Source organism: Ancylobacter mangrovi (assembly GCF_024752335.1).
Classification (GTDB): Bacteria; Pseudomonadota; Alphaproteobacteria; order Rhizobiales; family Xanthobacteraceae; genus Ancylobacter; species Ancylobacter mangrovi.
Genome location: NZ_JANTHY010000001.1, coordinates 1,101,148 through 1,127,566 on the forward strand (window position 1 = coordinate 1,101,148; position 26,419 = coordinate 1,127,566).

The following is a 26,419-nucleotide window of genomic DNA, read 5'->3' on the forward strand; positions in this document are numbered from 1 at the left end:
TTGCCCGATATCGACCTTGCCCATCATCGTCGGCCTTGCCGGCGGGCGGAAAGGCGGGCAGAAGCGACGCATTCATTGCGGGCCTTCCCATGCTGCTTTCCGCCGAAACCCTGCTGATCTTCGCCCCCGCCGCGCTGGCGCTCAACCTCACGCCGGGCAACGACATGCTGTTCTGCCTCGGGCAGGGCATGAAGTCCGGGCCGAAGGCCGGCATCGCCGCCAGCTTCGGCATCACCTGCGGCGGGGTCATCCACACGCTCGCCGCCGCGCTCGGCCTCGCGGCGCTGCTCGCGGCCCATCCCGGCGCCTTCGAGGCGATCCGCTGGGCGGGCGTCGCCTATCTCGTCTGGCTGGCGGTGAAGGCGCTCCGCGCGCCGGGCATCGATCTCCGTGCGGAGGATGCGCTGAGGGAGAGCCCGGGGGCGGCGTTCCGGCAGGCGGTGGTGGTCAGCCTCACCAACCCGAAGATCGTGGTGTTCGTGCTGGCCTTCCTGCCGCAGTTCGTCGACCCTTCGCGCGGCTCGCCCTTCCTGCAGTTCCTGCTGCTGGGGGCGATCCTCAATGGCGGCGGCACGCTGGTCAACGCGCTGGTCGGCGGCTTCGCCGGCGTGATCGGTCGGCGGATGGCGGGCCGCGCCAGCCTCGCGCGCGCGTTTCAGCGCCTGACCGGCGTGATCTTCCTCGGCCTCGCCGCGCGCATCGCGCTGGAGCAGCGCTAGCCGCCCGCGTCCGGGCGTGTCGTCAGATGTCGAGCAGTTCCTCGCTCGCGAAAGCGGCGCGCTCGGAGATGAAGGCGAAGCGGCTTTCGGGCTTGTTGCCCATCAGCCGCTCGATCGCGTCGGCCGTCGCGGCGCGCTCGGCCTCCTCGATGGTGACGCGCAGCAGCGTGCGGGTGGCGCGGCTCATCGTGGTTTCCTTGAGCTGCGCCGGCATCATCTCGCCCAGACCCTTGAAGCGGCCGATCTCGACCTTGCCGCGCCCGGCGAATCCGCTCGCCAACAATTCGTCGCGGTGCGCCTCGTCGCGCGCATAGAGCGTCTTGGCGCCCTGGGTAATGCGGTAGAGCGGGGGGACGGCGAGGAAGAGGTGCTCGTTCTCGATCAGCTTCGGCATCTGCCGGAAGAAGAAGGTGACCAGCAGCGAGGCAATGTGCGCGCCGTCGACATCGGCGTCGGTCATGATGATCACGCGCTCGTAGCGCAGGTCTTCCTCGCGGTAGTTCGCGCCGGTGCCGCAGCCCAGCGCCTGGACGAGGTCGCCGATCTGCTGGTTCTGGGCGAGTTTGTCGCGCCCGGCGCTGGCGACGTTGAGGATCTTGCCGCGCAGCGGCAGCACTGCCTGGGTCTGGCGCTCGCGCGCCTGCTTGGCCGAGCCGCCGGCCGAGTCTCCCTCGACGATGAAGAGCTCCGAGCCGGCCGCGGAATTGTTCGAGCAGTCGGCGAGCTTGCCGGGCAGGCGCAGCTTGCGCACGGCGGTCTTGCGCGAGACCTCCTTCTCCTGCCGGCGGCGCAGGCGCTCCTCGGCGCGCTCCACCACCCAGTCGAGCAGCCGGCTCGCCTGGTTCGGGTTGCCGCCGAGCCAGTGGTCGAACGCGTCGCGCATCGCCGCCTCGACGATGCGGGTCGCCTCGGCGGTGGCGAGCTTCTCCTTGGTCTGGCCCTGGAACTCCGGCTCGCGAACGAACACGGAGAGCATGGCGGCGCAGCCGGACATGATGTCGTCGGAGGTCACGATCGAGGCGCGCTTGGCGCTGCCGGTGCGCTCGGCATGGTCGCGCAGGCCCTTCAGCAGCACGGAGCGCAGCCCCGCCTCATGGGTGCCGCCCTCGGCGGTGGGGATCGTGTTGCAATAGGAGGCGACCGAGCCGTCCGCGTCGGCAAGCCACGCCACCGCCCATTCCGCCGAGCCGTGCCCGCCGGGGCGCGACGTCTTGCCGGCGAAGATGTCGGGATGCACCAGCGTGTGGCCGGCGATGTCGGCAGCGAGATAGTCCTTCAGGCCGCCGGGAAAGCGGAAGGTCGCCTTCTCCGGGATCTCGGTCCCCGCGACCAGTTCGGCGTCGCAGCTCCAGCGGATCTCGACCCCGCCGAACAGATAGGCCTTGGAGCGCGCCATCTTGAACACGCGCGCCGGCTTGAAGCGGGCACCTTCGCCGAAGATCTGTGCGTCGGGGTGGAAGCGCACGCGGGTGCCGCGCCGGTTCAGCACCCGGCCGATCTCCTGGATCGGCCCCTGCGGCAGGCCGCGCGAATAGATCTGGCGGAACAGCGTCTGCCCGCGCGCGACCTCCACCTCCAGCATGTCGGAGAGGGCGTTGACCACCGAGACGCCGACGCCGTGCAGGCCGCCCGAGGTCTCGTACACCTTCGAATCGAACTTGCCGCCGGCATGCAGCGTGGTGAGGATCACCTCCAGCGCCGACTTGCCGGGATATTTCGGGTGCTCCTCGATCGGGATGCCGCGGCCGTTGTCGGTCACGGTGAGGAAGCCGTCGGCGCCGAGCTCCACCTCGATGAAGCTGGCATGGCCGGCCACCGCCTCGTCCATCGAATTGTCGATCACCTCGGCGAACAGGTGATGCAGCGCCTTCTCGTCCGTGCCGCCGATATACATGCCCGGCCGGCGCCGCACCGGCTCCAGCCCCTCCAGCACCTCGATGTCCGCGGCGGTGTAGCCGTTCTCGCCGGGCAGGCCGGCCGCCGGGGCGGTGCGCGGCGCCGGTTTGGCGGGCCGGCGCGGCTCGGGAGAAGGGGAGGCGAACAGGTCGTCGGCGTTCGACATCGAGCGTGGGGGCCTTCAGCTGGCGGTGGAGGGTCGATTCGATTAGAGCACAGATTGGGTGCCGTCAGCATTAGCAGGAACAAGCCATGAACGCAGCCCTGCTATTTCGCGCGCCCCCGCGCCAGCCGCCGCCGGTTGGCGCGCACCTTGCGGCCATAGAGGGCGACGATCTCCGGCCCGACCTTGTCGAGCCGCCCGGTGGCGGCGGCGGAGACGATGCGGGCATTGGCCTCGCCGAGCGCCACCGTCTTCTCGGCCACCATGCGCACGGCCTCGACCGCGGCGCCGGGATCGCCGCGCGACAGGCGGCTCAGGCGCTCGGCGATGACGAGCTGGGAATCGAGGGCGAGGCGGGTGACGCCGACGCCGAGCGAGAACAGGGTGAAGGGGAGCATGTGGGGTTTCCAGGGGGAGGGGCCGGGACGGCATCAATCAAAGTGCGGCGGGTGGCTTCGGGTTCCGCGCGTGCGCGGCGCAGGGGCCATGCGCGCATCGCGTCTTCCGCCGGACATGCATCCGGTGTAATGGCGCGCCTTCACCCACGCGGCGCATGCCGATGCGCGCGCGGCCAGCGACGGAGATCGCGACGATGAGCGAAGGCAAGGCACGGATCGCCATTCTTGGAGCCTCGGGCTACACCGGCTCGGAGCTGGTGCGTCTGCTGGCGCGCCACCCGCGCGTCGTGATCGTCGCGCTCACCGCGGACCGCAAGGCCGGCCAGGCCATGGCCGAGGTGTTTCCCCAGTTCGCCACGCTGGTGCTGCCGAAGCTCGTCACCATCGACGAGGTGGACTGGTCGGGGGTGGACCTCGCCTTCTGCGCGCTGCCGCACGGCACCACGCAGCAGGTGATCAAGCGCGTCTTCGAGACCGCGCCGCATATCAGGATGGTCGACCTCTCGGCCGATTTCCGGCTGCGCGATCCCGGCGTCTACGAGCAGTGGTACGGCCATCCGCACCAGGCGCTGGAGCTGCAGCAGGAGGCGGTCTACGGCGTGGTCGAGCTGTACCGGAGCGATATCCGCAAGGCGCGGCTGGTCGCCAATCCCGGCTGCTACACCACCACCGCCATCCTGCCCGTGGTGCCGCTGATCGAGGCCGGCGCGATCGAGCCCGACCAGATCGTCGTCGACGCCAAGAGCGGCGTGACCGGGGCGGGGCGCTCGGCCAAGGAATCGCTGCTCTATGCCGAGGTGACGGACGGCATGCACGCCTATGGCGTCGGCAGCCACCGCCACATGGCCGAGCTCGACCAGGAATATTCCAAGGCCGCCGGCCGCACCGTGGTGCCGAGCTTTACGCCCCATCTCATTCCCATGAGCCGTGGGATCTACGCCACCATCTATGTGAAGACCGCCGCCGGCGTCGGCGCGGACGGCGTGCACCGGGTGCTGGCGGACTTCTACCGCGGCGAGCCATTCGTCCACGTGCTCCCGCTCGGCCAGGTGCCGCAGTCGCGCTTCGTGAAGGGCTCGAACATGTGCTTCATCGGCGTGATCAAGGACCGCGCGGCCGACCGCGTCATCGTCATCTCAACGACCGACAACCTGGTCAAGGGCGCTTCCGGCCAGGCGGTCCAGAGCATGAATCTCGTCCTCGGCTTCCCCGAGACGACGGGGCTGGAGCAGATCGCGCTCTTCCCCTGAGCGGGGCGGCGTGCCGGCGGGGATTCGTGCCTTGTCGGCGGCCGGCGGTGCGTGCGTCGGGCTTCGGCCGGTGTGCCGTTCTGTCGTCCGAGTCGATTGACGGTAGCCCCGTCGCTTAGCCGGCTCATCGCCGCGCGCCGCCTGACGTTCAGCCTGGGCGCGCGGCGTAGCTCGCCTTGAGCGCCGAGCCGTCCCATTTCCACGTGCCCCAGCAGGCCGCGCCGGTCGGCAGGTCAGCGCACTGGCTCTTGTCGACCCAGATGTCGAGCGTCGTCAGCTCCACGCCCTGCACCAGCGTCGGGTGGCTGCCGCGCAGCTTCATCGGCGCGAAGCCGGCGCTCGACAGGTCGACCCAGATGTCGCAGCCGTTGTTGGCGCAATAGGCGGTGGCTGCGCCGTCGCATTGCAGGTTCTGCGCGTTCAGCACGTAGTCCGGCTGGCCGTCATGGTCGATGTCGGCGCTCATCAGCTCCGGCCAGGCGTTGCCCTTGAGCTCGCCGCCGAGATTGCGGCACTGCGCGAACAGCGTGCTGACCTGGTCCATCACCGGCCTCGGCGCTGGGGCGGTGGGAGCGGGATCGGCGTTCGCCTCTTTCGTCAGGGTCTCGATGGCGCCGCCGAGCTGCTGCTTCAGCGTGGCGTTGCGCTTGTGGTAGAGCGCGGTGAGGCACGGGGTGTTGGCGCCGCAGGCGGCGCGGTCCGACAGGAAGGTGCGCGCATCGTCGCGCCGCGCGCCGCTCGCGCCCATCAGCAGCGGCATGCGGCTATAGGCGAACCACAGCGCGCCCATCTCGCTGTCGAGCGCGGACAGTGCCGGGTCGGTGCAGACCGCGCGTTCGTCCGGCGTGCGCGCCTTGCCGCAGTCGAAGCTGGCAGCGGAGGCGGGAGACGCGGCCGCACCGGCGGCGACGAGCACGGCGGCGACGACCAGTGCGGCGGCCGTGTGGGCGCGGGCGGACATCACGCCTTCACCTTCACATAGCTTCCCGGCGCATCCTCGATCGCCGGGTAGGGGCCGGTGCCGGGCACGCGGGCGGCGACGTGGCGGTGCTCCTGCGCCGCGATCCACTCGAACCAGTCCGGCCACCAGGAGCCGGGGTGCATCTCGGCGCCCTTCAGCCAGTCCTCGATCTTCCCCTTCGGCGCCGGGCCGGTCCAGTACTGGTACTTGCCGCGCGACGGCGGGTTGATCACCCCGGCAATGTGGCCCGAGCCGGCCAGCACGAAGCGGCCGGGCGTGCCGTAATACTGCGCGCCGTAGAACACGGAGGGGGCGGGCGCGATGTGGTCCTCGCGCGTCGCCACATTGTAGATCGGCAGGCTGATCTTCTTCAGGTCGAGCTGCTTGCCGGCGAGCAGCAGCGTGCCCTGCGCCAGCCGGTTGTCGAGGTAGCAGTTGCGCAGATAGAAGGAGTGGTTGGCCGCCGGCAGCCGGGTCGAATCCGAGTTCCAGTAAAGGATGTCGAACGGGAACGGCGCCTGCCCCTTCAGGTAGTTGTTGACCACATAGGGCCAGATCAGGTCGTTGGCGCGCAGCATGTTGAAGGCGTTGGCCATGGTGCGGCCTTCCATCACCCCGGCCTCGAGCATCTTGCGCTCGAGCTGGGCGATCTGCTGCTCGTCGATGAACACCTTCAGGTCGCCGGCATAGGTGAAGTCGACCTGCGTGGTCAGGAAGCTGGCCGACTTGATGCCGACGTCGCGGCCGGTGGCGGCGAGCCAGGCGAGCGTGATCGCCAGCATGGTGCCGCCCACGCAATAGCCCACCGCATGGACGTGTCGTGTGCCGCAGGCCTTCTTGGCGACGTCGATGGCGGTCAGCACGCCCTCGCTCATGTAGTCGTCGAAGCCGCGCCCGGCGAGCTCCGGCCCGGGATTAACCCAGGACACCACGAACACGGTCAGCCCCTGCGACACCGCCCAGCGGATGAACGACTTCTCCGGGCTGAGATCGAGCACGTAGAACTTGTTGATCCAGGGCGGCACGATGACCACCGGCGTCGCCAGCACCTTCTCGGTCTGCGGCGTGTACTGGATGAGCTGCATCAGCTCGTTCTGGAAGATCACCTTGCCCGGCGTCGAGGCGAGGTTCTCACCGACCCGGAACTTGGTGGCGTCGGTCTGGCGGATCTTCAGGTCGCCACCGCCCGCCTCGATGTCCTCGGCCAGCATCTTCATGCCGCGCACGAGGTTCTCGCCGTTGGAGGCGAGCGTGGTGCGCAGCAGCTCGGGATTGGTCAGCACGAAGTTGGAGGGCGAGATCGCGCTGGCGATCTGGCGCACGTAGAACTCCGCCTTGTGCTTGGTGTGGGCGTCGATCTCCGCCTTCTCGACCATGTCCTCGGCCCAGTTGGTCGTGAGCAGGTAGGTCTGCTTCAGGGCATCGAAGAACGGGTTGTTGGTCCATTCCGGGTCGATGAAGCGCGCGTCGCGCGCCGCCGGCTCGGCCACGGGGCGGGACTTCTCGCCGCTGAGGCGCTTGAGCGTCGACGCCCACAGCGACAGGTAACCGCCGACGAGCTGCGACTGCGCCTCCAGCGTACGCTGGGGATCGGCGAGCCAGTATTCGGCGACGTTGCCGATCGTCTTCATCACGTCCGCGATGTCGTCGGCGACGTCGTCCTTGACCAGCCCTTCCTCGCGCGGGCGCAGATAGGCGGCCATGGCCTTGCCGCCTTCCTCCACCAGTCGGGCGAGATTGCCGGCGAAGGCCTCGAAGTCGATCGGCGAGCCCTGTGCCTCCTCCCCGCCGCGCCGGGAATCGTCAGCCGGCTTGGCAGAGGGGACGGCCGACGGGGGCGGCGAGGCCGTCACCGCCTCGGGGCGGGGCGAGGCGGGGCGGGAAGGGCGCGTGCCCGAGGTCGGCTTGGCGGCGGCGAGCGGAGCGGCGCCCGCGCGTGGCGGGGTGGCGCGGGCGGCCACGACCGCTTCCCGGGCGCTGCGCCGCTGCGAGGGGCGGACCGCGTAGCGGGGCAGGGCGAGCGTCTCGTCGGGCGTGAGCGCGGCCGGATTCGGCGCCTCGCTGCCCTTTCCGGCGGCAACGGCCTGCCGCGCGACCCGCTTGGCGGCCGCCGGGCGGGCGAGCCCCGGCCGCCGCGTCGACGGCGGGGTGGCGATGGCGGCGGGCGATGTGCGGGTGGCGGACTTGGAGGAGGGCGATTTGGGGCCAGAGGACTTGGACGCGGAGGACTTCGCGGTGGTTGCCCTTGCCGACGCTCCGCCTGCGGTGGCCTTCGGCGCCGTCGCCTTGGTGCCCTTCGCCCTCGTCTTCGCTGACGTCGTGCCCGATGCCGCCTTGCCGGCAGACGGCCTTGAGGTCGCGGCCTTCGGAGCTACCCTCTTCTTGCCGGCCGCCTCGGTCTTCGCGGGCGCGCGCTCGGTACGCTTGGCCGTGGCCGCCGCCCGGGCCTTGCCGGCCGGGGCGGGGCCAGCCGCCGCCGTCTTCGCATCACGCGGCTTTGACGGTACCGCGTTCGTCTTGGTCGACCGCGCGGGTGCCGTCTTTGCCGCCGCGGCCGTCCCCGCCGCGGCCTTGCCGGCGCGCGGGGCGGCCGGGGGCGATTTCGAACCCACCGCCTTGCTGGGAGGCACCTTGGCCGGCGCGGATTTGGTGGATGCCGACTTGCCCGCCCCGGAGGCCGCTCTTTTCGCCGAAGCCTTTGGCGTGGCGGGCGGAATCCGTTCCGGGGTGGAGGGCGTCGTGGAGCCGTCGGCTGGCGTCCGGGTGGTACGTCGATTGCTCACCGCTTGTCCCCGCGGGTACGTGCGTTCATAGGTGGGACATCATAGACGCGCCGCCCGGGCGTAGCGAGTGCGTAACTGACCGGAAGGCGCCGGGGCGAGAGTGAGCATGGCGGATGAACCAGATATGAAGCCGGACCAGCGCAACGCGGCTGCCGGGCGCCTCGCGGGGTGCCTTTCCCTCCTGGGCGTCGCCCTGATTCTGGGCGGCTGCGCGGCCATCGGCGATAAATCGTCCGACGCGCCGGCCGAGACGCTGGCGCAGGCGATCGGCGCGGCGCCCAAGCAGGACCCGAACAATCCGAATCCGGCCATGACCGGCGCGCCGCAGGACTTGCCCTATCCCAACTTCGGGGCGCCGAAGCAGATCGGCGACCGGCCGGTCATGACCCCGGAAGAGACCCAGAAGGTGCAGTCGGATCTCGAAAACCTGGCCAAGGATCGCGAGCAGAAGATGCTGCAGGATATCGAGCAGTCGCAATAGCGGCTGAAATGGCGCCGGAAGGGTTGATTTAACCACGCTTATGCCACCTTGGCCTGACATCCCTCGCTGTGCGCTCGCGTGAACAGTGATATGAAGCGCCCGTTGCGCCGCCCCTGACGAGACGGGCGGCTTGGAGCCTGAGAGCCATGACCGATTTCCACCGTATCCGCCGGCTTCCGCCCTATGTGTTCGAGCAGGTCAACCGTGTGAAGGCCACCGCCCGCAACGCCGGTGCCGACATCGTGGATCTCGGCATGGGAAATCCGGACCTCGACGCCCCCACGCATGTGGCCGAGAAGCTCAAGGAGACCATCGGCAAGCCGCGCACCGACCGCTATTCCGCCTCCAAGGGCATTCCGGGCCTGCGCCGCGCCCAGGCGGCCTATTACGAGCGCCGCTTCGGCGTGAAGCTCAACCCCGACACGCAGGTCGTCGCCACGCTCGGATCGAAGGAAGGCTTCGCCAACATGGCGCAGGCGATCACCGCGCCCGGCGACGTGATCCTGGTGCCGAATCCCTCCTATCCGATCCACGCCTTCGGCTTCCTGATGGCGGGCGCGGCGATCCGCGCCGTGCCGTGCGAGCCGGGGCCGGAGTTCTTCCACGCGCTCGAGCGGGCGGTGGCGCACTCGATTCCCTCGCCGCTGGCGCTGGTGCTCTGCTATCCCTCGAACCCGACCGCCTGCGTTGCCGACCTCGATTTCTACCGGGACGTGGTCGCCTTTGCGAAAAAGCACGACCTCATCATCCTGTCGGACCTCGCCTATGCGGAGGTCTATTTCGATAACAACCCGCCGCCCTCGGTGCTGCAGGTTCCCGGCGCGATGGACGTGACGGTCGAGTTCACCTCCATGTCCAAGACCTTCTCCATGGCCGGCTGGCGCATGGGCTTCGCGGTCGGCAACGAGCGGCTGATTTCGGCGCTGGGGCGGGTGAAGTCCTATCTCGACTACGGCGCCTACACGCCGATCCAGGTCGCCGCCACCGCTGCGCTCAACGGCCCGCAGGACTGCATCGCGCAGATGCGCTCGATCTACCGCAAGCGCCGCGACGTGCTGGTCGACAGCTTCGGCAAGGCGGGCTGGGAGATCCCGGTCCCGCAGGCCTCGATGTTCGCCTGGGCGCCGATTCCGGAGAAGTTCCGCCACCTCGGCAGCCTCGAATTCTCCAAGCTGCTGATCGAGAAGGCGGACGTCGCCGTCGCCCCCGGCGTCGGCTTCGGCGAGCATGGCGACGAGTATGTGCGCATCGCCCTTGTGGAGAATGAGCAACGCATCCGCCAGGCCGCCCGCAATGTCCGCCGCTTCCTTGAAACCGGCGCGGAAACATTGCACAACGTCGTCCCTCTCGCTGCGGCGCGCTGACGTCCGGTCCTCCCGGGTGGCGCTGCTTCCAGTTCTGTCGAGTTCGGATACGTGATGGCGCCGTCGCTCAAGATTGGCATCGCCGGCCTGGGTACGGTCGGCGCGGGTGTGGTTCGCATGCTGGCGCGCCGCAAGGACGAGATCGCGGCGCGGATCGGCCGGCCGATCGAGGTGGTGGCCGTCAGCGCACGTGACCGCAACCGCAATCGCGACTGCGACCTCTCGGGCGTCGCCTGGTTCGACAGCGCCGAAGAACTCGCCGCCTCGCCGGACATCGACGTCTTCGTCGAGCTGATCGGCGGCCATGAGGGCGCCGCCAAGGCGGCGGTCGAGGCCGCCATCGCCGCCGGGCATGATGTCGTCACCGCCAACAAGGCGCTGCTCGCCCATCACGGCATGACGCTGGCGAAGATGGCCGAGGCCAAGGGCGTCGGCATCGATTTCGAGGCCGGCGTCGCGGGCGGCATCCCGGTCATCAAGGCGCTGCGCGAGGCCCTGCTCGGCAACGAGATCGCGCGCGTCTCGGGCATCCTCAACGGCACCTGCAACTACATCCTGACCCGGATGCAGGAGGAGGGGCTGTCCTTCGACGTCTGCCTCGACCAGGCCCAGCAGCTCGGCTATGCCGAGGCCGACCCGACCTTCGACGTCGACGGCTTCGACACCGCCCACAAGCTGGCGCTGCTGGCCGCGCTCGCCTTCGGGGTCCAGCCCGATCCCGACGCGATCCACGTCGAGGGCATCCGCACCATCACGCTGGCCGACCTCGAGGCCGCCGACGAACTCGGCTACCGCGTCAAGCTGCTCGGCGTCGCCGCGCGCTCGGGCGAGGCGGTGGAGCTTCGCGTCCATCCCACCATGGTGCCCAAGCACTGGCCGATCGCGCAGGTCTCGAGCGTCACCAATGCGGTGGCGATCGACGGCGACGCGGTGGCCCTGACCCTGGTCGGCCCGGGAGCGGGCGGCGACGCCACCGCCTCGGCGGTGGTGGGCGATCTGTGCGACCGCGCGGCCGGCCGCGCCGGTACACCGTTCGGCTGGCCGGTGGATACGCTGCGCCCGGCCGGCAAACCGACGATCCAGCGTCATGAAGGTGGGTATTATATCCGCCTCGCGGCGGTCGACCGGCCTGGAACGGCGGCAGCGATTGCCCGTCATATGGCCGAGCAGAACATCTCGCTCGAGTCCATAATGCAGCATCGGCGCGGCCGTCCGCATGGCGGCGACCGGGCAGACAGCGCGGAGGATCCGGCACCCGTGGTGCTGATCACTTACGCTACAACGGAAGACGCGGTTCGCCGGGCGATCGAGGCGATCGACGCGGACGGCGTCATCGCCTCGCCGCCGCAGGTGATACGGATCGAGAAAGACTGAGAGGGGCTCCGAATATGGCTGAAATCACGGTCAAGGCTGGCCAGGCTCTCGAGCGCATCCTGACGCTCGAACTGGTGCGCGTTACCGAGCGCGCGGCAGTTTCATCGGCCGGCCTGCGCGGTCGCGGCGACGAGAAGGCGGCGGACAAGGCGGCGGTGGACGCCATGCGCCGCGAGCTCAACCGCCTGCCGATCGCCGGCCGGATCGTGATCGGCGAGGGCGAGCGCGACGAGGCGCCGATGCTGTTCATCGGCGAGGAGGTCGGCACCGGCAAGGGGCCGGCGGTCGACATCGCGGTCGACCCGCTCGAGGGCACGACGCTCTGCGCCAAGAACATGCCGGGCTCCATCGCCGTGATGGCGATGGCCGAGGGCGGCACGCTGCTCTACGCGCCGGACGTCTACATGGAGAAGATCGCCGTCGGCCCGGGCTATCCCAAGGGCACGATCGACATCGACGCCTCGCCGGAAGAGAACATCCACTCGCTGGCCAAGGCGAAGGGCGTGAAGCCGTCCGAGATCACCGCGCTGATCCTCGACCGCCCCCGCCATGCCGGCCTGATCGCCGCCGTGCGCGGCACCGGCGCGGCGGTTCAGCTCATCACCGACGGCGACGTCGCGGGCGTGATCCACACCACCAACCCGGACGAGACCGGGGTCGACATCTACATCGGCACCGGCGGCGCGCCCGAGGGCGTGCTGGCGGCGGCGGCGCTGCGCTGCATCGGCGGCGAGATGTATACCCGCCTGATCCTCGACACCGAGGAGAAGCGCGAGCGCGCCAAGAAGATGGGCGTCGCCGACCCCAAGAAGATCTACACCATCTACGACATGGTGCGCGGCGACTGCCTCATCGCCGCCACCGGCGTCACCACGGGCAACCTGCTCAAGGGCGTGAAGTACGAGAAGGGCGTGGTGAAGACCCACACGGTGGTCATGCGCTCGGCCTCCGGCACGGTGCGCTGGATCGAGGCCGAGCACCGCGACCTGTCGAAGTTCCATCTCGGCTGAGCGGGCCCGCAGCGGTCGTTCTTGACGGACGGGGCGCTTCGGCGCCCCGTTTTCGTTTCCGCCCGCCGGTGGGGCCAACCGGGCCGTTTCACCGGCGGAAACGACGCGCTTTCCCGCCTCGACCCTTTGGCGATCGTCCTGTGTGCTGTATACCAAGGGCGTGACACGGCGCATTCTTCGTGAATGCCGAAGACCAGTTACAAGGGAACGACCCATGTCCGCTATGCATTCTGAGCTGCCCGGCCTGCTGAAGAACCTCACCGCCCTGATCGAGGCCAGCAAGTACACCGAGGCCGCCGAGGCCTACGCCGCCTTCGTGAAGGAGCACCCCACGACCCGCTTCCTCGCGTCCGAGCCCGTGCCGTTCAAGCTCGGCGACCATTTCGCGAAGAAGTTCGGCTCGTCGGCGACCTCGACCTTCACCCTCCAGCACATCACCTGGGCCGAGGACGTGAAGAAAGCGCTGAACGAAGGCCCCGCCGCCTTCGCCGAGCTCGCGACCCGCGACGAGGGCCGGGTGGCCGAGATCGCCAAGACGGTGAAGAAGGTCGCCTGAGCGACCTCGCATCCCGATGAAGAAAGGCCGGCTTCGCGCCGGCCTTTTGCTTGTCAGGGGAGGAAAGCCGCCCGGCTTCAGCCCCGCCGGGCGACGTCGCGCAGGAAATAGTCGACGCCGAGCTGCACCATGGCCGGCTGCGAGGCGTGCGGGCCGGGATGCTCGACATAGGTCAGATCGTAGCCGGCGCGGCGCAGCTTGCGCGCATGCGAGCGACCGGCGGTGCCGATCGGCGTCTGCGTGTCGCGCTGGCCGTGGGCGATGAACACCTTCGGCTCGCCTTCCTGCGCCAGCACGGTCATGAAGCCGGCCGAGAAGGCTAGGATGTGGCTGACGATCCGCCCGTTGCTGAGCCCGGTGGAGAGCGAGTAGCTGCCGCCGTCCGAATGGCCGGCGAAGGCGAAATGGCCGGGATCGAGGGTGAAGCGCGAGGCGACCTCGGCGAGGCCGACGTCGAGCCGCTCGCGGTCCGGCCCGTTGCCGGCGATGACGATATCCCAGGTCGGGAACAGCGACTGCGGCACCAGCAGCAGGAAGCCGCGCGTCTGCGCATGGGTGCGCAGGATCGGCATGATCTTCTCGGCGCTGCCGCCCCCGCCATGGAACAGCGTGACCAGCGGGGTCGGCGCTGCGGGATCGATTCCCTCCGGCACCACCAGCACATAGTCGCGGGTGTCGAACAGGCCGAGATCGTGCCGGCCGGGCGGAAGAGCGGGCCGGGTGGGCGGCGCATGCCGGAAGCTGAGCCGGCCCATGAGCGAGAGGTCGAGCATGGCGCGCACCATAATGCGCGTACCGGCCCGCGAAAAGCCGCGAGCGGCGGCGGAGGGCCCTCGGCCGCACCATGCCGTGGGTTTTTCACAGGCGCCGCGCCCCGGGGCCGCTCTCTCCGGACCCATCCTCCCAAAGTCGCATCCGGGACGACGCGCCGCGAGGGCGCGCCCCCTTTGCTTCGCGCGACGGCGGGGCTATTGCCGTGTCGTCGGCGCCGCCAAACCCGTGCGAATCGCCATCCTCGCATCATCTCCGGTTTGCCATGCCGATCCGGCACTCGATTCTCGCGCTCGCCGTCGTCTGTCTGTGGGCGCTCAACATGATCGTCATCAAGCTGGGCGTCGCCGAGATTCCGCCCATGCTGATGTGCGCCCTGCGCTTCATCCTGGTCTCCGCGCTCGTCGTGCCGTTCACGCGCTTTCCGCTGGGGCGCCTGCACGGCGTGCTGCTGGTCTCGCTCACCTTCGGCTCGCTGCATTTCGGCGCGCTGTTCGTGGCGCTGCAATCGGCCGAGGCGGGGACCAGCGCGGTGATCATCCAGCTCGGCGCGCCGATCGCGACGCTGCTGGCGTGCCTGTTCCTGCGCGAGCCGCTCGGCGCGATGCGCCTTGCGGGGCTCGCCATTTCGGTGCTCGGCATCGCCATCCTCGCCGCCGGGCCGACACTGCCGGGGCTGGCCCCCTTCGCGCTGCTCGTCGTCAGCGCCACCGCCTGGGCGGTGACCAACCTCATCATCAAGGCGATGCCCGATGTCGGGCCGATGGCGATGATGGGATGGTCGTCGCTGTTCGCCACGCCCCAGCTCCTGCTGGCCTCGTGGCTGGTCGAATCCGATCGCTGGAACATGGTTCCGCTGGCGGGCTGGAACGGCTGGTTCTCGGTGGTCTACAGCGCCATCGGCTCGTCCATCGTCGGCTACGGCGTGTGGTACTGGCTGCTGCGGCGGCACTCCATCAATGCGGTGGTGCCGTATTCGATGCTGAACCCGCTGCTGGCGGTGCTGTTCGGCATCGTGCTGATCGGCGACGACCCGTCCCCGGTCAAGATGATCGGCGCGCTGGTGATGGTGCTCGGCGTGGCGCTGATCCTGCGGCGCCGGGACGCGGCGTTGCCCGACACGGCCTGACACGCAAAAGGCCGGAGCGTCGCCGCCCCGGCCTTTGCCAATGCATGGGCTAGCAAGCCGGCGGGCGTCGAGACGCCGTCACTTCGCCTTCAGGAACTCGCCGACCTCGAGCAGGATCAGCTCGTTGTCGTCTGCCTTGTTCGGGTCGCGGCTGGAGGAGAAGGGCAGGTTGTTGTCGTTGCCGACCACGATGTGGGTGGCGTCGACCACGTCCACGTCCTCGATGGTGAAGAACGGGAAGGTGAGCACGCCCTCATTGAGTGGCTTGCGCGCCAGCTTGTCCGGATCGGCGATCTTCATCAGGTCAATATGGCCGATCTTGCGCGCCGGGCCGCCGACGTTGGCGTCGGTCATCTCGATCTTGTAGATGCGCTTGAATTTGGCGATGTCGCTGAAGCAGTCCGAACCCTTGGTGCCCTGCGCGCATGCCTTGTCGGCGGTGCCTTCGCCATTGTCGCGCTCGATGATCATGCCGGTGGTGGCGTCGATCATGTTGAAGTCGCCGATGGCGTTGCCGTTCTGGCCCAGCACATACTGCCAGGAGCGGCCGGTCCACTTCTCGTTCGCCACGTCGAATTCGAGGATCAGCAGATAGTCCTTGCCGTCGGCGGTCTGCTGCCAGGCCTTCTTGTCCGCGTCCCAGAGCGGGCCTTCGAGCAGCGGGTAAAGGAACCGCCCGTCCTTGGAGGCGGCCATGCCCTCGAAGCCCTTGGAGCGGCGCGCGTTGAACTTTCCGGTCTGGTCCGGCGCGGAGGGCGAGGCAACCTGGTAGTTGTCGGGCGAACGCACCGGCGTCTCGCCGGCCATGGTCTCGTAGATCGCCAGCACCTTGCCGCTCATGTCGGCCTTGATGAGGAAGGGGCCGAACTCTTCGCCGATCCACAGCGTGTCGCCGATGATCTGGAAGCTCTCGAGGTCGAAATCCGAGCCGGTGAGGTAGCGCGCATCCGTGTCCTCGTGGACGATGCGGAACGGCACCTTCTTGTCCGGGTCGCGCAGGAAGATGGTCTCCAGCGGCTCGAACGTGCCGGCCTTCCAGTCGATCCGGTAGCGATTGAGGTAGAGCGCCGAATCTGGGCTGTTGGCCTTCGAGCCGAAGCCGTTGTCGGTGAGGATCCAGAAGCTACCGTCCGGCATGGTCTTGATGCCGGAATTGCCCTGCCGGGGCTGGCCCTCGAAGGGCAGGGACACGCCGGTCGGCCGGCCGGCGGAGGTGCCTTCCACCGAGCCCAGCGTCTCGACGCGCTTGCCGGTGGTGTACTTGCCGGCGTTCCTGAGGTCCGCGGGCGCGTCGGCGGGCATCGCGATGAAGCTCTCGGCCGGCAGCACGGCGTGGCCGGCGAGCGTCGCGGGAAAGGCGTCGTCGGCGCGGGCGGCGGAAGCGGCGCCGAGCGCGGCGAGCGCCAGCGCGGCGCTCGCGAGCAGCGAGGTGCGGGACATGAGCGGTTCTCCAGTGGTTCGGCAGCAATGCCGCCGAACTTCCTGACCCCCGCTCATGTAGTTGACGTAACGGACGGGTGACGGGGGCGTGACATCCCCCGTCACGTCACCTCACGCCGCGTCGACCGACTGGCAGGCGAAGCAGATCTGCTCCACGTGGCGAAAGTCGGTACCGCAGCAGCCGCCGACGACATTGAGCCGGCGCAGGTGGCCGCGCAGGTCGCGGTACTGGCGGCCGAGCTCCACCGGATTGCCGTCGTCGAGGTCCGGCGCGGAATCGAGCTCGGCATGGCTGCGCATCGAGGCGTTCGCCCTCAGCCCGCGGATGCGGTCGAGGAACGCGCCGCCCCCGGCGACGATGTGATCGAAATGCGTCGGGTGGGCGCAGTTGATCATGAAGTAGACCGGCGCGGCGTCAGTCGCGTCGTCGACCTGCTCGATCGCCTCCGCCAGCGCCTGCCCGCTCGGCAGCCGGCCGTCGGTCTCCAGCGTGAAGGAGATCGCCGAGGGCAGGCCCGCCTCGCGCGCGGCGAGGGCGACGCCGATCGCTTCCTCCACGTAGTTGAGCGTGTAGGCGCTCACCATGTCGGCCGAGGTGTCCGCGAAAATGCCGATCTGCCAGGCGTGGTAGTCCGCCGCCTCCCCGGCCGTCATCCGCGCGCCGGGCGTGTAGCCGTCGCCGCGCGGGCCGACCACGCCGGAGAGCACGATCGGCGTTGCGGGCGTCTCGAACCGCTCGCGCAGGCGCGACATGAGGCCGATGCTGGTGCGGTTGAGCCAGCCCAGCTCCTCCTGCGTCAGGCCGAGCGGCGCCGCCCAGTCGGCGCTGGCCCGCCAGCTCGGCGCGTCCATCACGAAGCCGGTGCCGCGCTCGCGGGCAAGCTCGAGGAAGCGGGCATAGTAGGCCCGCAGCGCCTCGCGGCCACGCTGGCGGCGCATCAGGTCGATCGCGGCGAAGTGGGGCAGGTCGATGCCCTCGTGAAAGATGAGGCTCGTCTCCATGCCGCCATCCATCAGGAAAAGGCGGTCGGCGAGCAGGGGGAGCTCGTCGCGATACTTGGCGCGGACCGTGTTGAACCCGCGATTGTCGATACAGGTCATGATGATGTCCTCTCGTTCCGGGTGGCGGAAGGGCCCGCCGGTCGTCCGCTAGATGGCCAGAAACGGCGCGCCCGACCTAGCCGTCTCGTGGTCAAGTGGAGCGAAGAAACGAAATTGATTATTGTCTTCAATATATTATGACGATGAGGGTGCTTCGGCATCGAGGCGGAGAAGTCCGGCCGCGCGAGCTTACTGTACCTGTGGTACAGTTACGTCATGCTGGAACAGGTACCTCGGCGCCGCACCGACACACGCGAGCGCCTGCTCGGTCTCGCCGAGCAGGCGATTCTGGCGAAGGGGTTCGCGTCGACTTCGATCGACGAGCTGATCGCCGGCGTCGGCATCACCAAGAGTGGCTTCTTCTACCATTTCAGGGACAAGAACGACCTCGCCCGCGCGCTGCTGGAGCGGCACATCGCCCGTGACCGGGAGCTGCTGGACGACATCTTCCGCCGCGCCGACGAGCTGAACGACGATCCGCTGCACGGCTTCCTGGTCGGCCTGAGGCTGTTCGCCGAGATGATGGATGCGCTGCCGGAGGCCCATCCCGGCTGCCTCGCCGCGACGCTGTGCTACCAGGACCAGCTTTTCGACCGCACCGTCCATGCGCTGAACGCGGAGAGCGTGCTGGCTTGGCGCCGCCGCTTCCGCGCCCGGCTGGAGGCGATCGCCGCCAGCTACCCGTCGCGCCAGCCGGTCGATCTCGACGCGCTCGCCGATATGCTCTCGACGCTGGTCGAGGGTGGGCTGGTGATGGGCCGGGCGCTGAAGGACCCGACCATACTGCCGCGCCAGATCCTGCTGTTCCGCGATTTCCTGCGCCTGACCTTCGCTCCGTGAGCCCGCACGGGCTGCGCCCCCTCGACGTGGCGGCCGGCTTCGGGCTTATCCTTGCCGCATGAGTCTCGTTCAGCCCACCGCCGCGCCCGCGCCGCGGCCCTTCCTCGGCGTTGCGCATTCGGCCTGCGGCCGCTTCTGGCGCGAGCGCATCGATCTGCGCGGCGCGCAGGCCACCCTCACCATGGTGCAGCGCTTCGGCATGCCGGAAATCCTCGCCCGCGTGCTCGCCGGCCGCGGCGTCGGCATCGAGGAGGCCGAGGCCTGGCTCGACCCGACCGTGAAGCGCCTGCTGCCGGACCCGGATTCGCTCACCGACATGCCGGCCTGTGTCGCCCGCCTCGCCGACGCGGTGACCGCGGGCGAGAAGGTCGCGGTGTTCGGTGACTACGACGTCGACGGCGCCACCTCGACCGCGCTGCTGGTCGAGGTGCTGCGCGCGGGCGGGCTCGACCCCGCCTTCTACATTCCCGACCGCATCTTCGAGGGCTACGGCCCCAACGTGCCCGCCATCGAATCCCTCGCCGCCCAGGGCGCCACTCTGCTGGTCACGGTCGACTGCGGTACGATGAGCTTCGAGCCCTTCGCCCGCGCCCGCGAACTCGGCCTCGACGTGGTGACGATCGACCATCACCAGGCTGGCGAGGCGCTGCCCGAGGTGGCGGCGCTGGTGAACCCGAACCGGGCCGACGACCTGTCCGGCCTCGGCCATCTATGCGCGGTCGGCCTCGTCTTCGTGGTGGCAGTCGGCCTGCTGCGCGAGCTGCGCCGGCGCGGCTGGTGGACCGGCGCCCGCCCGCAGCCGGACCTGCTCGCCAGCCTCGACCTGGTGGCGCTCGGCACTGTGGCCGACGTGGTGCCGCTGGTCGGGCTCAACCGCGCCTTCGTCACCAAGGGGCTGATCGCGCTGCGCCAGCGCCACCGGCCGGGGCTGACCGCGCTGATGGACGTGGCGCGGCTTTCCGGGCCGCCCAAGGCATGGCACCTCGGCTTCCTGCTCGGCCCGCGCATCAATGCCGGCGGGCGCATCGGCGATGCCGCGCTCGGCACCAAGCTGCTGCTCAGCCAGGACCCGATCGACGCGCAGGTGATCGCCGCCGAGCTCGACCGGCTGAACGGCGAGCGCCAGGTGATGGAGCGCACCATCGTCGCCCAGGCCGAAGCGGAGGCCGAGGCCGCGCTCGGCCGCGAGGGGGCGACACCCGTCATCCTCGCCAGCGGGCAGGGCTGGCATCCCGGCGTGGTCGGCCTCGTGGCGGCGCGGCTGAAGGAGAAGTTCGGCCGCCCCGCCTTCGCGGTCGCATTCACCGGCACCCATGGCGCGGGTTCGGCGCGCTCCATCCCCGGCGTCGATGTCGGCCGGGCGGTGCGCGGCGCGGTCGAGCGCGGGCTGCTGGTCAAGGGCGGTGGCCACGCCATGGCGGCGGGCCTCACCGTGGAGCGCGAGCAGCTCGGCGCGCTGCGCGCCTATCTGGAAGAAGCGCTGGCCGACGCCGTGGACGAGGCCCGCGCGGTGGACGAGACCATGATCGACGGCGCGCTCTCCGCCGCCGGGGCGACGACCGAGCTGATCGAGCTGGTGGAGAAGGCCGGCCCGTTCGGTGCCGGCAACCCGCAGCCGGTATTCGCCTTCCCCGCGCACCGTGTGGTCTATGCCGAGGCCGGCAATGGCGACCATGTGCGGGTGCGCCTGCGCGGTTCCGACGGGGCGGTGCTGTCCGCCATCGCCTTCCGCTCGGCGGCGACCCCGCTCGGCCAGGCGCTGATCGCCGCGCGCGGACGGCAGGTCCACGCCGCCGGCGTGCTGGAGATCGACAGCTGGCAGGGGCGTTCGCAGCCCTCCCTGCGCATCACCGACGTCGCGCCGCTGGAAATGCCATGACAATCAGGACCATGCGGCAGCTTTCGGAATCGATGCCCGACCTTCCTGAAACGACATGTGAAGGGCCGACGGCGCACGCGCGGCCGGTGGAATCGGTTTCTCGACCGGCCGCGCCAGTCGTTTGCCGGCGCGGTTCTTTTCCCGGCGGGACCGGCTTGAATCGGATCGCGAGCAGGTGAGCGCAACTCCCTCGCGCGACTCGCGAAATCCGCGCATCGCCATCGTCGGTGCCGGCCCGGCGGGGCTGATCGCGGCGGAGGCGCTGGCGCAGGCGGGGTGCCGTGTGACGGTGTTCGACCGCATGGCCTCGCTCGCGCGCAAGTTCCTGATCGCCGGCCGCGGCGGGCTGAACCTCACCCATTCCGAGCCGCGCGAGGCCTTCCTCGCCCGCTACGGGCGCGCCGCCGACTGGCTCGCGCCGATGATCGACGCCTTTCCGCCCGGCCGGCTGCGCGCCTTCGCGGAAGGGCTCGGCCAGCCGACCTTCGTCGGCTCGAGCGGGCGGGTGTTTCCGCGCGCCTTCAAGGCCTCGCCGCTGCTGCGCGCGTGGATGGCGCGGCTCGCCGGGCTAGGCGTCGAGCTGCGGCTGCGCCATGACTGGCGAGGCTGGGGACCCGGCGGCGACCTGCTCTTCATCACCCCCGATGGCGAGCGGGCGGTGAGCGCCGAGGTGACCCTGCTCGCGCTCGGCGGGGCAAGCTGGCCGCGGCTCGGCAGCGACGGGCGCTGGACCGCGCTGCTGGAGCGGGACGGCGTCGCGCTTGCGCCGCTGCGCCCGGCCAATAGCGGCGCGCTGATCGCGTGGTCGGAGATCTTCCGTACCCGCTTCGCCGGCGCGCCGCTCAAGCGCATCGCGCTGTCCGCCGAGGGCGCGACGGTGCGCGGCGAGGCGGTGATCGCGCAGACCGGTCTGGAGGGCGGCGCGGTCTACGCCCTCTCGGCGGGGCTGCGCGAGGCGGCGGCCTGGGAGGGGCGGGCGCGTCTCCTCGTCGATTTGCGCCCGGACCTCTCACCTGAGGCGCTGGCGGCCCGGCTGTCGGGCAGCCGCAAGGGCGAGAGCATGGCGAACCGCCTGCGCAAGGCCGCCGGCCTGTCGCCCGCCGCCGCCGGCCTGCTGCGCGAGGCGGTCGCGGCGCTGCCGGCGGAGGCGGAAAAGCTCGCCGCGCTCATCAAGGCGGTGCCGCTGGAAGTGAGCGGCATGAGCGGGCTGGAGCGCGCGATCTCCTCCGCCGGCGGCATTTCCCGTTCGGCACTCGACGCCGGGCTGATGCTGCGCGCGCGGCCGGGCACCTTCGCGGCCGGCGAGATGCTGGATTGGGAAGCGCCGACCGGCGGCTACCTGCTGCAGGGATGTTTCGCCACCGGCCATGCGGCGGCGTGCGGCATGCTCGCCCATCTCGGCCTCGCGCCGCCCGACCCCTGGCGAGGGGCGTGGAGCGCGGCGGATTTAGGGGAAGCGAAAGCGCGGGACGACGGCTGAGGGAGCGCGTGCCGTCGTCCCGCGCGGTTCACGAGACCTGCCGGGAAGATGGCCTCGCGAAGCGGGCGCCGATCAACCTGCGTTCCGAAAGAAGGTAAGCAGGGCTGCCGGCGACTTCGCGTGGAGAAATACGCCGCTGCACTGCATTCGACAACGATTATCTTTAAATATTATTACAGTTCTAAACTATTCGCGCGTGCGATTACTTAGGAGCCGCGCCGTCGCCGCGCCGGCTTGCGACGCGCGGGCAGGCGGCGTACCCCCTAGGGGCGCGCAAGCGCGGGCGAACGGCCGGCCGAAATGCCGAGCGAGGAGTGGAGGACGGAATGGCTCGGCTGTTTTTCCGCCGCGGGCAGAGCGCCGAGGCGGCGCCGGACGCGGCGCGCGAGCTGGCCGCGCGGGCGCGGGCGCTGCTCGGGGTCGACGAGGAAACCACCATCTCCATCACCGAGATCGCCTGCGGCGACCCGGCCTGCGGCGGCGCGGAGACCGTGGTGCTGGTGATGCGCCCCGGTCGGCGTACCGAAGCGGCGAAACTCTTCAAGCCGCTGTCCGAAGTCCATGACGACGATTTGCGCGAAGCCTTGCAGCCGCTGCTTGACGCTGCGTCATGAGTATTTATTTAATCTCAAGTATTACTGAAGAATTACATGCGGTGGAGGGAGTTGCGGCCGGAGTTTTGATGTAAAACAATTCTAAAGTAAGTTCAAACACTTGCGAGTGTTTGATGCGCTGGCGTAGGAGTCTCCGCCAACACGGGCGCCGCTTTGGCGGCTGGGAGGAGATATCATGCGAGCCAGATCATTATTTGCCGCGCCGCTGCTGGCGGCCGTCGCGCTGGGCACCGTCGTCGTCGCCGGTCCGGTACGGGCCGAGGATGCGCCGAAGGTCCACGACATCGTCGTGAACTACGCCGACATCGCCGAGGCCATGTATGGCGACAGCCTGACCACCGCGCAGACGCTGCAGACGGCGGTCGACGCCTTCCTCGCCGCGCCGACCGAGGCCAATCTCGACAAGGCGAAGGCCGCGTGGAAGGCCGCCCGCGTTCCCTACCAGCAGAGCGAGGGCTACCGCTTCGGCAACGCCATTGTCGACGACTGGGAGGGCCGCGTGAACGCCTGGCCGCTCGATGAGGGGCTGATCGACTATGTCGACAAGAGCTACGGCGATTCCTCGGACGAGAACCCGCTCTACACCGCCAACGTGATCGCCAACACGCAGATCCGCGTCGGCAAGACGACCATCGACGCGACCACGATCACGCCCGAGGTGATCGACAGCCTGCAGGAAGCGGGCGGCGTCGAGTCGAACGTGGCCATCGGCTATCACGCCATCGAGTTCCTGCTGTGGGGCCAGGACCTCAACGGCACGGGTCCGGGCGCGGGCAAGCGGCCGGCGACCGACTACGACACCAAGAACTGCACGCACGGCCATTGCGACCGCCGCGCCGCCTATCTCAAGTCCGCGACCGACCTGCTGGTCTCCGACCTCACCGACATGCACAACTGGTGGGGCAAGGACGGCAAGGCCCGCGCCGCGGTCATGGAGCAGGACGACAACGCCGCGCTCGGCACCATCCTCACCGGCCTCGGCTCGCTCTCCTATGGCGAGCTCGCCGGCGAGCGCATGAAGCTCGGCCTCATCCTCCACGACCCGGAGGAAGAGCACGACTGCTTCTCCGACAACACCTACAACTCGCACTATTATGACGAGCTGGGCATCGCCTCCATCTATCGCGGCAAGTACACCCGCGTGGACGGTTCGGTGGTCGAGGGTGCGTCCGTCGCCGGCTATGCCGCGGCCAAGGCGCCGAAGGCGGCCGACGAAGCCAAGACCAAGGTCGACGCCGCGCTCGCCGCGCTGAAGGCGATCAAGGACGAGGGCGATAGCGGCAAGGAGGCCTATGACCAGATGATCGGCGAGGGCAATGTCGAGGGCAACGCGCTGGTGCAGAAGGGCGTCGATTCGCTCGTGGCCCAGGCCCGCGCCTTCGAGGGCGTGGTCGCCGCGCTCGGCCTGCAGATCAAGGTCGAGGGCTCCGACAGCCTGGACGATCCCTCCAAGGTCGGCCAGTGAGGTCGTCATGACGAGAAGCGGCGCGGGATTCTCGCGCCGCGCCTTCCTTCGTGCGGGCGCGGCTCTGGGCGCGATGGCGGCGATAGCCCCCTCGCGCACGGGCCGGGCCCATACGCCCGAGCCCTTCGTGCCGACCCGCACGCTCACGCTCACCTCGGGCGAGACCGAGCTGCACCTGCTCGGGCCCGACAAGCCGGCGACCCGCGTCTACGCCTATGACGGCCAGCCGCTGAGGTTGCTGCGCATGCCGCGCGGCACGCGGCTCGAGGCGACCTATGTGAACGGGCTCGACGAGGGCTCCTCGCTGCATTTCCACGGCATCCGCATGCCGAACGAATATGACGGCGTGCCGCCGCTGACCCAGCCGCTGGTCGGACCGGGCGAGCGCTTCGTCCACCGCTTGCCGCTCGACGATCCGGGCACCTATTTTTTCCATCCCCATTGCGACGAGACCGGCCAGTCCGGCCGCGGCCTTGTCGGCACGCTGATCGTCGAGGACGAGCGCGATCCGCCCTTCGATCTCGACGAGGTGCTGTGCCTCAAGGACTGGCGTCTCGACGACGACGGCAGCTTCCTCGAGCTGACCGAGCCGTCCGGCGCCTCCAAGGCGGGCACCTTCGGCCAGACCCGCCGCGTCAACGGCGTGCCGCAGCTCGAACTCACTGCGCCCGCCGGCGGCGACGTGCGCCTGCGCATCCTCAACGTCGATGCGAGCCGCGTCATGGGCATCGGCGTCGAGGGCGCCAAGGCATGGCTGATCGCGGTCGACGGCCACGCGCTCGATCCGATCCTGCTCGACGACCTGCCGGACGGCATCTGGCGCATGGGCCCGGCCCAGCGCATCGACGTCCATCTGCGCATGCCGACCGACGGCGCCCCGGTGCGTGTCGGCGACTACGCGGCGGCGGACATCTACTATTTCGCCAGCCTCGCCGCATCCGGCCCGGCCAAGGCGCATCCGGGGCAAGGGCCGCTGGCGCTGCCGCGCGCGGAGCTGCCCTTTCCCGACCTCGATTCCGCCGAGTTCCATTCCTTCACCCTGCAGCAGGCGACCGACCAGGCGGTGAAGCAGCTCGGCCTGCCGCCGGACGATCCGCTGTCCAAGGCGCTGGTGGCAAGCTTCTGCGTCGGCGCGACGACGTACTGGTCGATCGGCCAGGTGTCCTGGGCGACCGGAAACCGCCTCGGCCTGCCGCCGCCGCTGGCGGTGATGAACGAGGGTCGCAGCTACCGGATCCAGATCAAGAACGAGACCCGCTTTTCCCATCCCATGCACCTGCACGGCCACGCCTTCGCGGTGCTGAGCTCGTCGAAAGGGCGGCTGCCGCAGCATTTCGCCGACACCGTGCTGGTGCAGCCGAACGAGGCGGTCGAGATCGGCTTCGTCGCGGCGCAGGGCGACTGGGTGTTCCACTGCCACATCCTGGAGCATATGGAGACCGGGATGATGGGCTGGTTCCGGGTGATATGATGAACGCGCGCCGCCGGCAGGGCACTGTCGCTCCAGCCCCGCGCCGGGCGGGGCGGCGCGCCGTTGCCATGCTCGCCTTTCTCGGCACGCCGCTGTTCGGTCTCGCGCTGGCGACCTCCGCGACGGCGGACGATACCCGCCTCGACGCCGCCATCGGCAAGGCGCTGTTCGAGCGCCCCTGGGTGCCGGCGCCGAGCTCGACCCGCGCCAATGACGGCCTCGGCCCGCTCTTCGACGCGCGCTCCTGCTCGTCCTGCCATCCCGGCTCCGGCCACGGCGCCACCGCGCTCGATGCCGCCGGGCGACCCGAAGGGCTCGGGCTGGTGCTGTCGCTGTTCCGCGACGATGGCGGGCCCGATCCCGTCTACGGCCACAGGCTGGAGACGATGACGCTGCCGGGCGTTCCGGCGGAGGGGGCGATTGGCGTCTCGGTGGTGGATGGCCGGCGCGTGCCCCATGCGGACGCTCTCGGCTACGGCCCGCTCGATCCCGCCACTCATATCTCGCTGCGCGTGGCGCCGGAGCTGCACGGGCGCGGGGCGCTGGAGCGGGTCTCGGACGCGACCATCCTCGCCCTTCAGGACCCCGACGATCGCGACGGCGACGGCGTGCGCGGGCGCGCGCGGCGGCTGGAGACGCCGGAAGGCGGCTCCTCGATCGGCCGCTTCGGCTGGAAGGCGAGCCACGCCACCATCGCCAGCCAGACGGCGGAGGCGTTCTCGCTCGATCTCGGCCTGTCGACGCCGGAGCGCCTGGAACCCTGGGGCGACTGTACCGAGGCGCAGACCGCCTGCCGCAACGCCCCGCACGGGCGCGACGCCGAAGGCGAGCCGGAAATCTCCGACGCGATCGTCCGGCGCATCGTGCTCTATCTGCGCGGACTGAAGGCCCCGGCCGCCGCGCCGGACCCGAAGGGTGCGGCGCTGTTCGCGGCGGCGGGGTGCGCGGCGTGCCATCGGCCCTCGCTGCCGACCGAGGGCGGCGGGCAGGTGTCGCTCTACACCGACGTGCTGCTGCACGATCTTGGCAAGGGGCTCGCGGACAGCGCCGGCGTGCCGGGCGCGGGGGCGGGGGAGTGGCGCACCGCCCCGCTCGCCGGCCTCTCACGCTCGCTGGCGCATGGCGCCGGCCTGCTGCACGATGGCCGCGCGGCGAACGTCGCCGAGGCGGTGCGCTGGCACGATGGCGAGGCCGCCGGCGCGCGGACCCGATTCGAAGCGCTCGATGCGCGCGACCGGCAGACGCTGGTCGATTTTGTGTCCTCACTCTAGCGA

23 protein-coding genes are annotated in these 26,419 nt (G+C 69.8%); 16 read left to right on the forward strand and 7 right to left on the reverse strand.

Annotated features, from left to right (window positions below; all coding sequences use genetic code 11):
* The first annotated feature begins 89 nt into the window (after positions 1–89).
* Positions 90–719, forward strand: a complete 630-nt coding sequence (locus NVS83_RS05355; RefSeq protein ID WP_258738377.1) for a LysE family translocator — start codon at positions 90–92, stop codon at positions 717–719.
* 22 nt (positions 720–741) lie between these two features.
* Here NVS83_RS05355 and parE read toward each other — a convergent pair whose 3' ends face one another.
* Both parE and NVS83_RS05365 read right to left on the reverse strand, forming a co-directional pair.
* Entirely contained in the window at positions 742–2,781 is a 2,040-nt protein-coding gene (gene parE, locus NVS83_RS05360; protein WP_258738378.1) for a DNA topoisomerase IV subunit B, read from the reverse strand.
* Between the two features lie 101 nt (positions 2,782–2,882).
* Entirely contained in the window at positions 2,883–3,176 is a 294-nt protein-coding gene (locus NVS83_RS05365; protein ID WP_258738379.1) for a hypothetical protein, read from the reverse strand.
* 194 nt (positions 3,177–3,370) lie between these two features.
* Between NVS83_RS05365 and argC the strand changes: the two genes are divergently transcribed.
* Positions 3,371–4,426, forward strand: a complete 1,056-nt coding sequence (argC, locus tag NVS83_RS05370; protein WP_258738380.1) for an N-acetyl-gamma-glutamyl-phosphate reductase — start codon at positions 3,371–3,373, stop codon at positions 4,424–4,426.
* Between the two features lie 148 nt (positions 4,427–4,574).
* Here the strand turns inward: argC and NVS83_RS05375 are convergent, their stop codons facing one another.
* Entirely contained in the window at positions 4,575–5,387 is an 813-nt protein-coding gene (locus tag NVS83_RS05375) for a lysozyme inhibitor LprI family protein (protein WP_258738381.1), read from the reverse strand.
* On the reverse strand, positions 5,387–7,348 hold the full coding sequence (gene phaC, locus NVS83_RS05380) for a class I poly(R)-hydroxyalkanoic acid synthase (RefSeq protein WP_258738382.1): 1,962 nt from the start codon (positions 7,346–7,348) through the stop codon (positions 5,387–5,389). The genes NVS83_RS05375 and phaC overlap by 1 nt, the downstream gene beginning before the upstream one ends.
* Positions 7,349–7,421: 73 nt before the next feature.
* On the opposite strand from phaC, the gene NVS83_RS05385 reads away from it, so the two are divergent.
* From NVS83_RS05385 to NVS83_RS05410, 6 genes are all read left to right on the forward strand, one after another.
* Positions 7,422–8,201: a hypothetical protein gene (locus NVS83_RS05385; protein ID WP_258738383.1), complete on the forward strand. Its 780-nt coding sequence runs from the start codon at positions 7,422–7,424 to the stop codon at positions 8,199–8,201.
* 93 nt (positions 8,202–8,294) lie between these two features.
* On the forward strand, positions 8,295–8,651 hold the full coding sequence (locus tag NVS83_RS05390) for a hypothetical protein (RefSeq protein ID WP_258738384.1): 357 nt from the start codon (positions 8,295–8,297) through the stop codon (positions 8,649–8,651).
* 146 nt (positions 8,652–8,797) lie between these two features.
* Positions 8,798–10,015: an LL-diaminopimelate aminotransferase gene (locus NVS83_RS05395; protein ID WP_258730486.1), complete on the forward strand. Its 1,218-nt coding sequence runs from the start codon at positions 8,798–8,800 to the stop codon at positions 10,013–10,015.
* 54 nt (positions 10,016–10,069) lie between these two features.
* A complete protein-coding gene (locus NVS83_RS05400; RefSeq protein ID WP_258738385.1) occupies positions 10,070–11,389 on the forward strand; it encodes a homoserine dehydrogenase in 1,320 nt (439 codons plus the stop codon).
* A gap of 14 nt (positions 11,390–11,403) precedes the next feature.
* Positions 11,404–12,399, forward strand: coding sequence for a class II fructose-bisphosphatase (glpX, locus tag NVS83_RS05405; protein ID WP_258730484.1), 996 nt, complete (start codon positions 11,404–11,406; stop codon positions 12,397–12,399).
* 214 nt (positions 12,400–12,613) lie between these two features.
* A complete protein-coding gene (locus NVS83_RS05410; RefSeq protein ID WP_258730483.1) occupies positions 12,614–12,955 on the forward strand; it encodes a hypothetical protein in 342 nt (113 codons plus the stop codon).
* A gap of 77 nt (positions 12,956–13,032) precedes the next feature.
* Here the strand turns inward: NVS83_RS05410 and NVS83_RS05415 are convergent, their stop codons facing one another.
* Positions 13,033–13,740 (reverse strand): alpha/beta hydrolase, encoded by a 708-nt coding sequence (locus NVS83_RS05415; protein ID WP_258730482.1) that lies wholly within the window; start codon positions 13,738–13,740, stop codon positions 13,033–13,035.
* 251 nt (positions 13,741–13,991) lie between these two features.
* On the opposite strand from NVS83_RS05415, the gene NVS83_RS05420 reads away from it, so the two are divergent.
* Complete coding sequence (locus NVS83_RS05420) at positions 13,992–14,855, forward strand: DMT family transporter (protein ID WP_258738386.1); 864 nt, start codon at positions 13,992–13,994, stop codon at positions 14,853–14,855.
* Positions 14,856–14,933: 78 nt separating this feature from the next.
* Here NVS83_RS05420 and NVS83_RS05425 read toward each other — a convergent pair whose 3' ends face one another.
* On the reverse strand, positions 14,934–16,295 hold the full coding sequence (locus tag NVS83_RS05425; RefSeq protein WP_258738387.1) for an esterase-like activity of phytase family protein: 1,362 nt from the start codon (positions 16,293–16,295) through the stop codon (positions 14,934–14,936).
* A gap of 111 nt (positions 16,296–16,406) precedes the next feature.
* Positions 16,407–17,396 (reverse strand): homocysteine S-methyltransferase family protein, encoded by a 990-nt coding sequence (locus NVS83_RS05430; protein ID WP_258738388.1) that lies wholly within the window; start codon positions 17,394–17,396, stop codon positions 16,407–16,409.
* Positions 17,397–17,612: 216 nt separating this feature from the next.
* Here NVS83_RS05430 and NVS83_RS05435 point away from each other — a divergent pair, with 216 nt between their 5' ends.
* The 7 genes from NVS83_RS05435 to NVS83_RS05465 all read left to right on the forward strand — a co-directional run bounded on the left by NVS83_RS05435 (position 17,613) and on the right by NVS83_RS05465 (position 26,416).
* Positions 17,613–18,236 (forward strand): TetR/AcrR family transcriptional regulator, encoded by a 624-nt coding sequence (locus NVS83_RS05435; RefSeq protein ID WP_258738390.1) that lies wholly within the window; start codon positions 17,613–17,615, stop codon positions 18,234–18,236.
* Positions 18,237–18,294: 58 nt separating this feature from the next.
* A complete protein-coding gene (gene recJ, locus NVS83_RS05440; protein WP_258738392.1) occupies positions 18,295–20,115 on the forward strand; it encodes a single-stranded-DNA-specific exonuclease RecJ in 1,821 nt (606 codons plus the stop codon).
* Positions 20,116–20,290: 175 nt separating this feature from the next.
* Positions 20,291–21,595, forward strand: coding sequence for a TIGR03862 family flavoprotein (locus tag NVS83_RS05445; protein WP_258738393.1), 1,305 nt, complete (start codon positions 20,291–20,293; stop codon positions 21,593–21,595).
* 326 nt (positions 21,596–21,921) lie between these two features.
* Positions 21,922–22,209 (forward strand): hypothetical protein, encoded by a 288-nt coding sequence (locus NVS83_RS05450; protein ID WP_258730471.1) that lies wholly within the window; start codon positions 21,922–21,924, stop codon positions 22,207–22,209.
* Positions 22,210–22,384: 175 nt separating this feature from the next.
* A complete protein-coding gene (locus NVS83_RS05455) occupies positions 22,385–23,674 on the forward strand; it encodes an imelysin family protein (protein ID WP_258738394.1) in 1,290 nt (429 codons plus the stop codon).
* 7 nt (positions 23,675–23,681) lie between these two features.
* Entirely contained in the window at positions 23,682–25,145 is a 1,464-nt protein-coding gene (locus NVS83_RS05460; RefSeq protein ID WP_258738395.1) for a multicopper oxidase family protein, read from the forward strand.
* Entirely contained in the window at positions 25,145–26,416 is a 1,272-nt protein-coding gene (locus NVS83_RS05465; RefSeq protein WP_258738396.1) for a di-heme oxidoredictase family protein, read from the forward strand. The genes NVS83_RS05460 and NVS83_RS05465 overlap by 1 nt, the downstream gene beginning before the upstream one ends.
* Positions 26,417–26,419: the final 3 nt, after the last annotated feature.

Excerpts from the sequence above, each read along its gene's own strand:
- NVS83_RS05355 (WP_258738377.1), top strand. The coding sequence starts at position 90 with ATGCTGCTTTCCGCCGAAACCCTGCTGATCTTCGCCCCCGCCGCGCTG.
- parE (WP_258738378.1), bottom strand. The coding sequence starts at position 2,781 with ATGTCGAACGCCGACGACCTGTTCGCCTCCCCTTCTCCCGAGCCGCGC.
- NVS83_RS05365 (WP_258738379.1), bottom strand. The coding sequence starts at position 3,176 with ATGCTCCCCTTCACCCTGTTCTCGCTCGGCGTCGGCGTCACCCGCCTC.
- argC (WP_258738380.1), top strand. The coding sequence starts at position 3,371 with ATGAGCGAAGGCAAGGCACGGATCGCCATTCTTGGAGCCTCGGGCTAC.
- NVS83_RS05375 (WP_258738381.1), bottom strand. The coding sequence starts at position 5,387 with ATGTCCGCCCGCGCCCACACGGCCGCCGCACTGGTCGTCGCCGCCGTG.
- NVS83_RS05390 (WP_258738384.1), top strand. The coding sequence starts at position 8,295 with ATGAAGCCGGACCAGCGCAACGCGGCTGCCGGGCGCCTCGCGGGGTGC.
- NVS83_RS05395 (WP_258730486.1), top strand. The coding sequence starts at position 8,798 with ATGACCGATTTCCACCGTATCCGCCGGCTTCCGCCCTATGTGTTCGAG.
- NVS83_RS05400 (WP_258738385.1), top strand. The coding sequence starts at position 10,070 with ATGGCGCCGTCGCTCAAGATTGGCATCGCCGGCCTGGGTACGGTCGGC.
- glpX (WP_258730484.1), top strand. The coding sequence starts at position 11,404 with ATGGCTGAAATCACGGTCAAGGCTGGCCAGGCTCTCGAGCGCATCCTG.
- NVS83_RS05410 (WP_258730483.1), top strand. The coding sequence starts at position 12,614 with ATGTCCGCTATGCATTCTGAGCTGCCCGGCCTGCTGAAGAACCTCACC.
- NVS83_RS05415 (WP_258730482.1), bottom strand. The coding sequence starts at position 13,740 with ATGGTGCGCGCCATGCTCGACCTCTCGCTCATGGGCCGGCTCAGCTTC.
- NVS83_RS05420 (WP_258738386.1), top strand. The coding sequence starts at position 13,992 with ATGCCGATCCGGCACTCGATTCTCGCGCTCGCCGTCGTCTGTCTGTGG.
- NVS83_RS05425 (WP_258738387.1), bottom strand. The coding sequence starts at position 16,295 with ATGTCCCGCACCTCGCTGCTCGCGAGCGCCGCGCTGGCGCTCGCCGCG.
- NVS83_RS05430 (WP_258738388.1), bottom strand. The coding sequence starts at position 17,396 with ATGACCTGTATCGACAATCGCGGGTTCAACACGGTCCGCGCCAAGTAT.
- NVS83_RS05435 (WP_258738390.1), top strand. The coding sequence starts at position 17,613 with ATGCTGGAACAGGTACCTCGGCGCCGCACCGACACACGCGAGCGCCTG.
- recJ (WP_258738392.1), top strand. The coding sequence starts at position 18,295 with ATGAGTCTCGTTCAGCCCACCGCCGCGCCCGCGCCGCGGCCCTTCCTC.
- NVS83_RS05450 (WP_258730471.1), top strand. The coding sequence starts at position 21,922 with ATGGCTCGGCTGTTTTTCCGCCGCGGGCAGAGCGCCGAGGCGGCGCCG.
- NVS83_RS05455 (WP_258738394.1), top strand. The coding sequence starts at position 22,385 with ATGCGAGCCAGATCATTATTTGCCGCGCCGCTGCTGGCGGCCGTCGCG.
- NVS83_RS05460 (WP_258738395.1), top strand. The coding sequence starts at position 23,682 with ATGACGAGAAGCGGCGCGGGATTCTCGCGCCGCGCCTTCCTTCGTGCG.
- NVS83_RS05465 (WP_258738396.1), top strand. The coding sequence starts at position 25,145 with ATGAACGCGCGCCGCCGGCAGGGCACTGTCGCTCCAGCCCCGCGCCGG.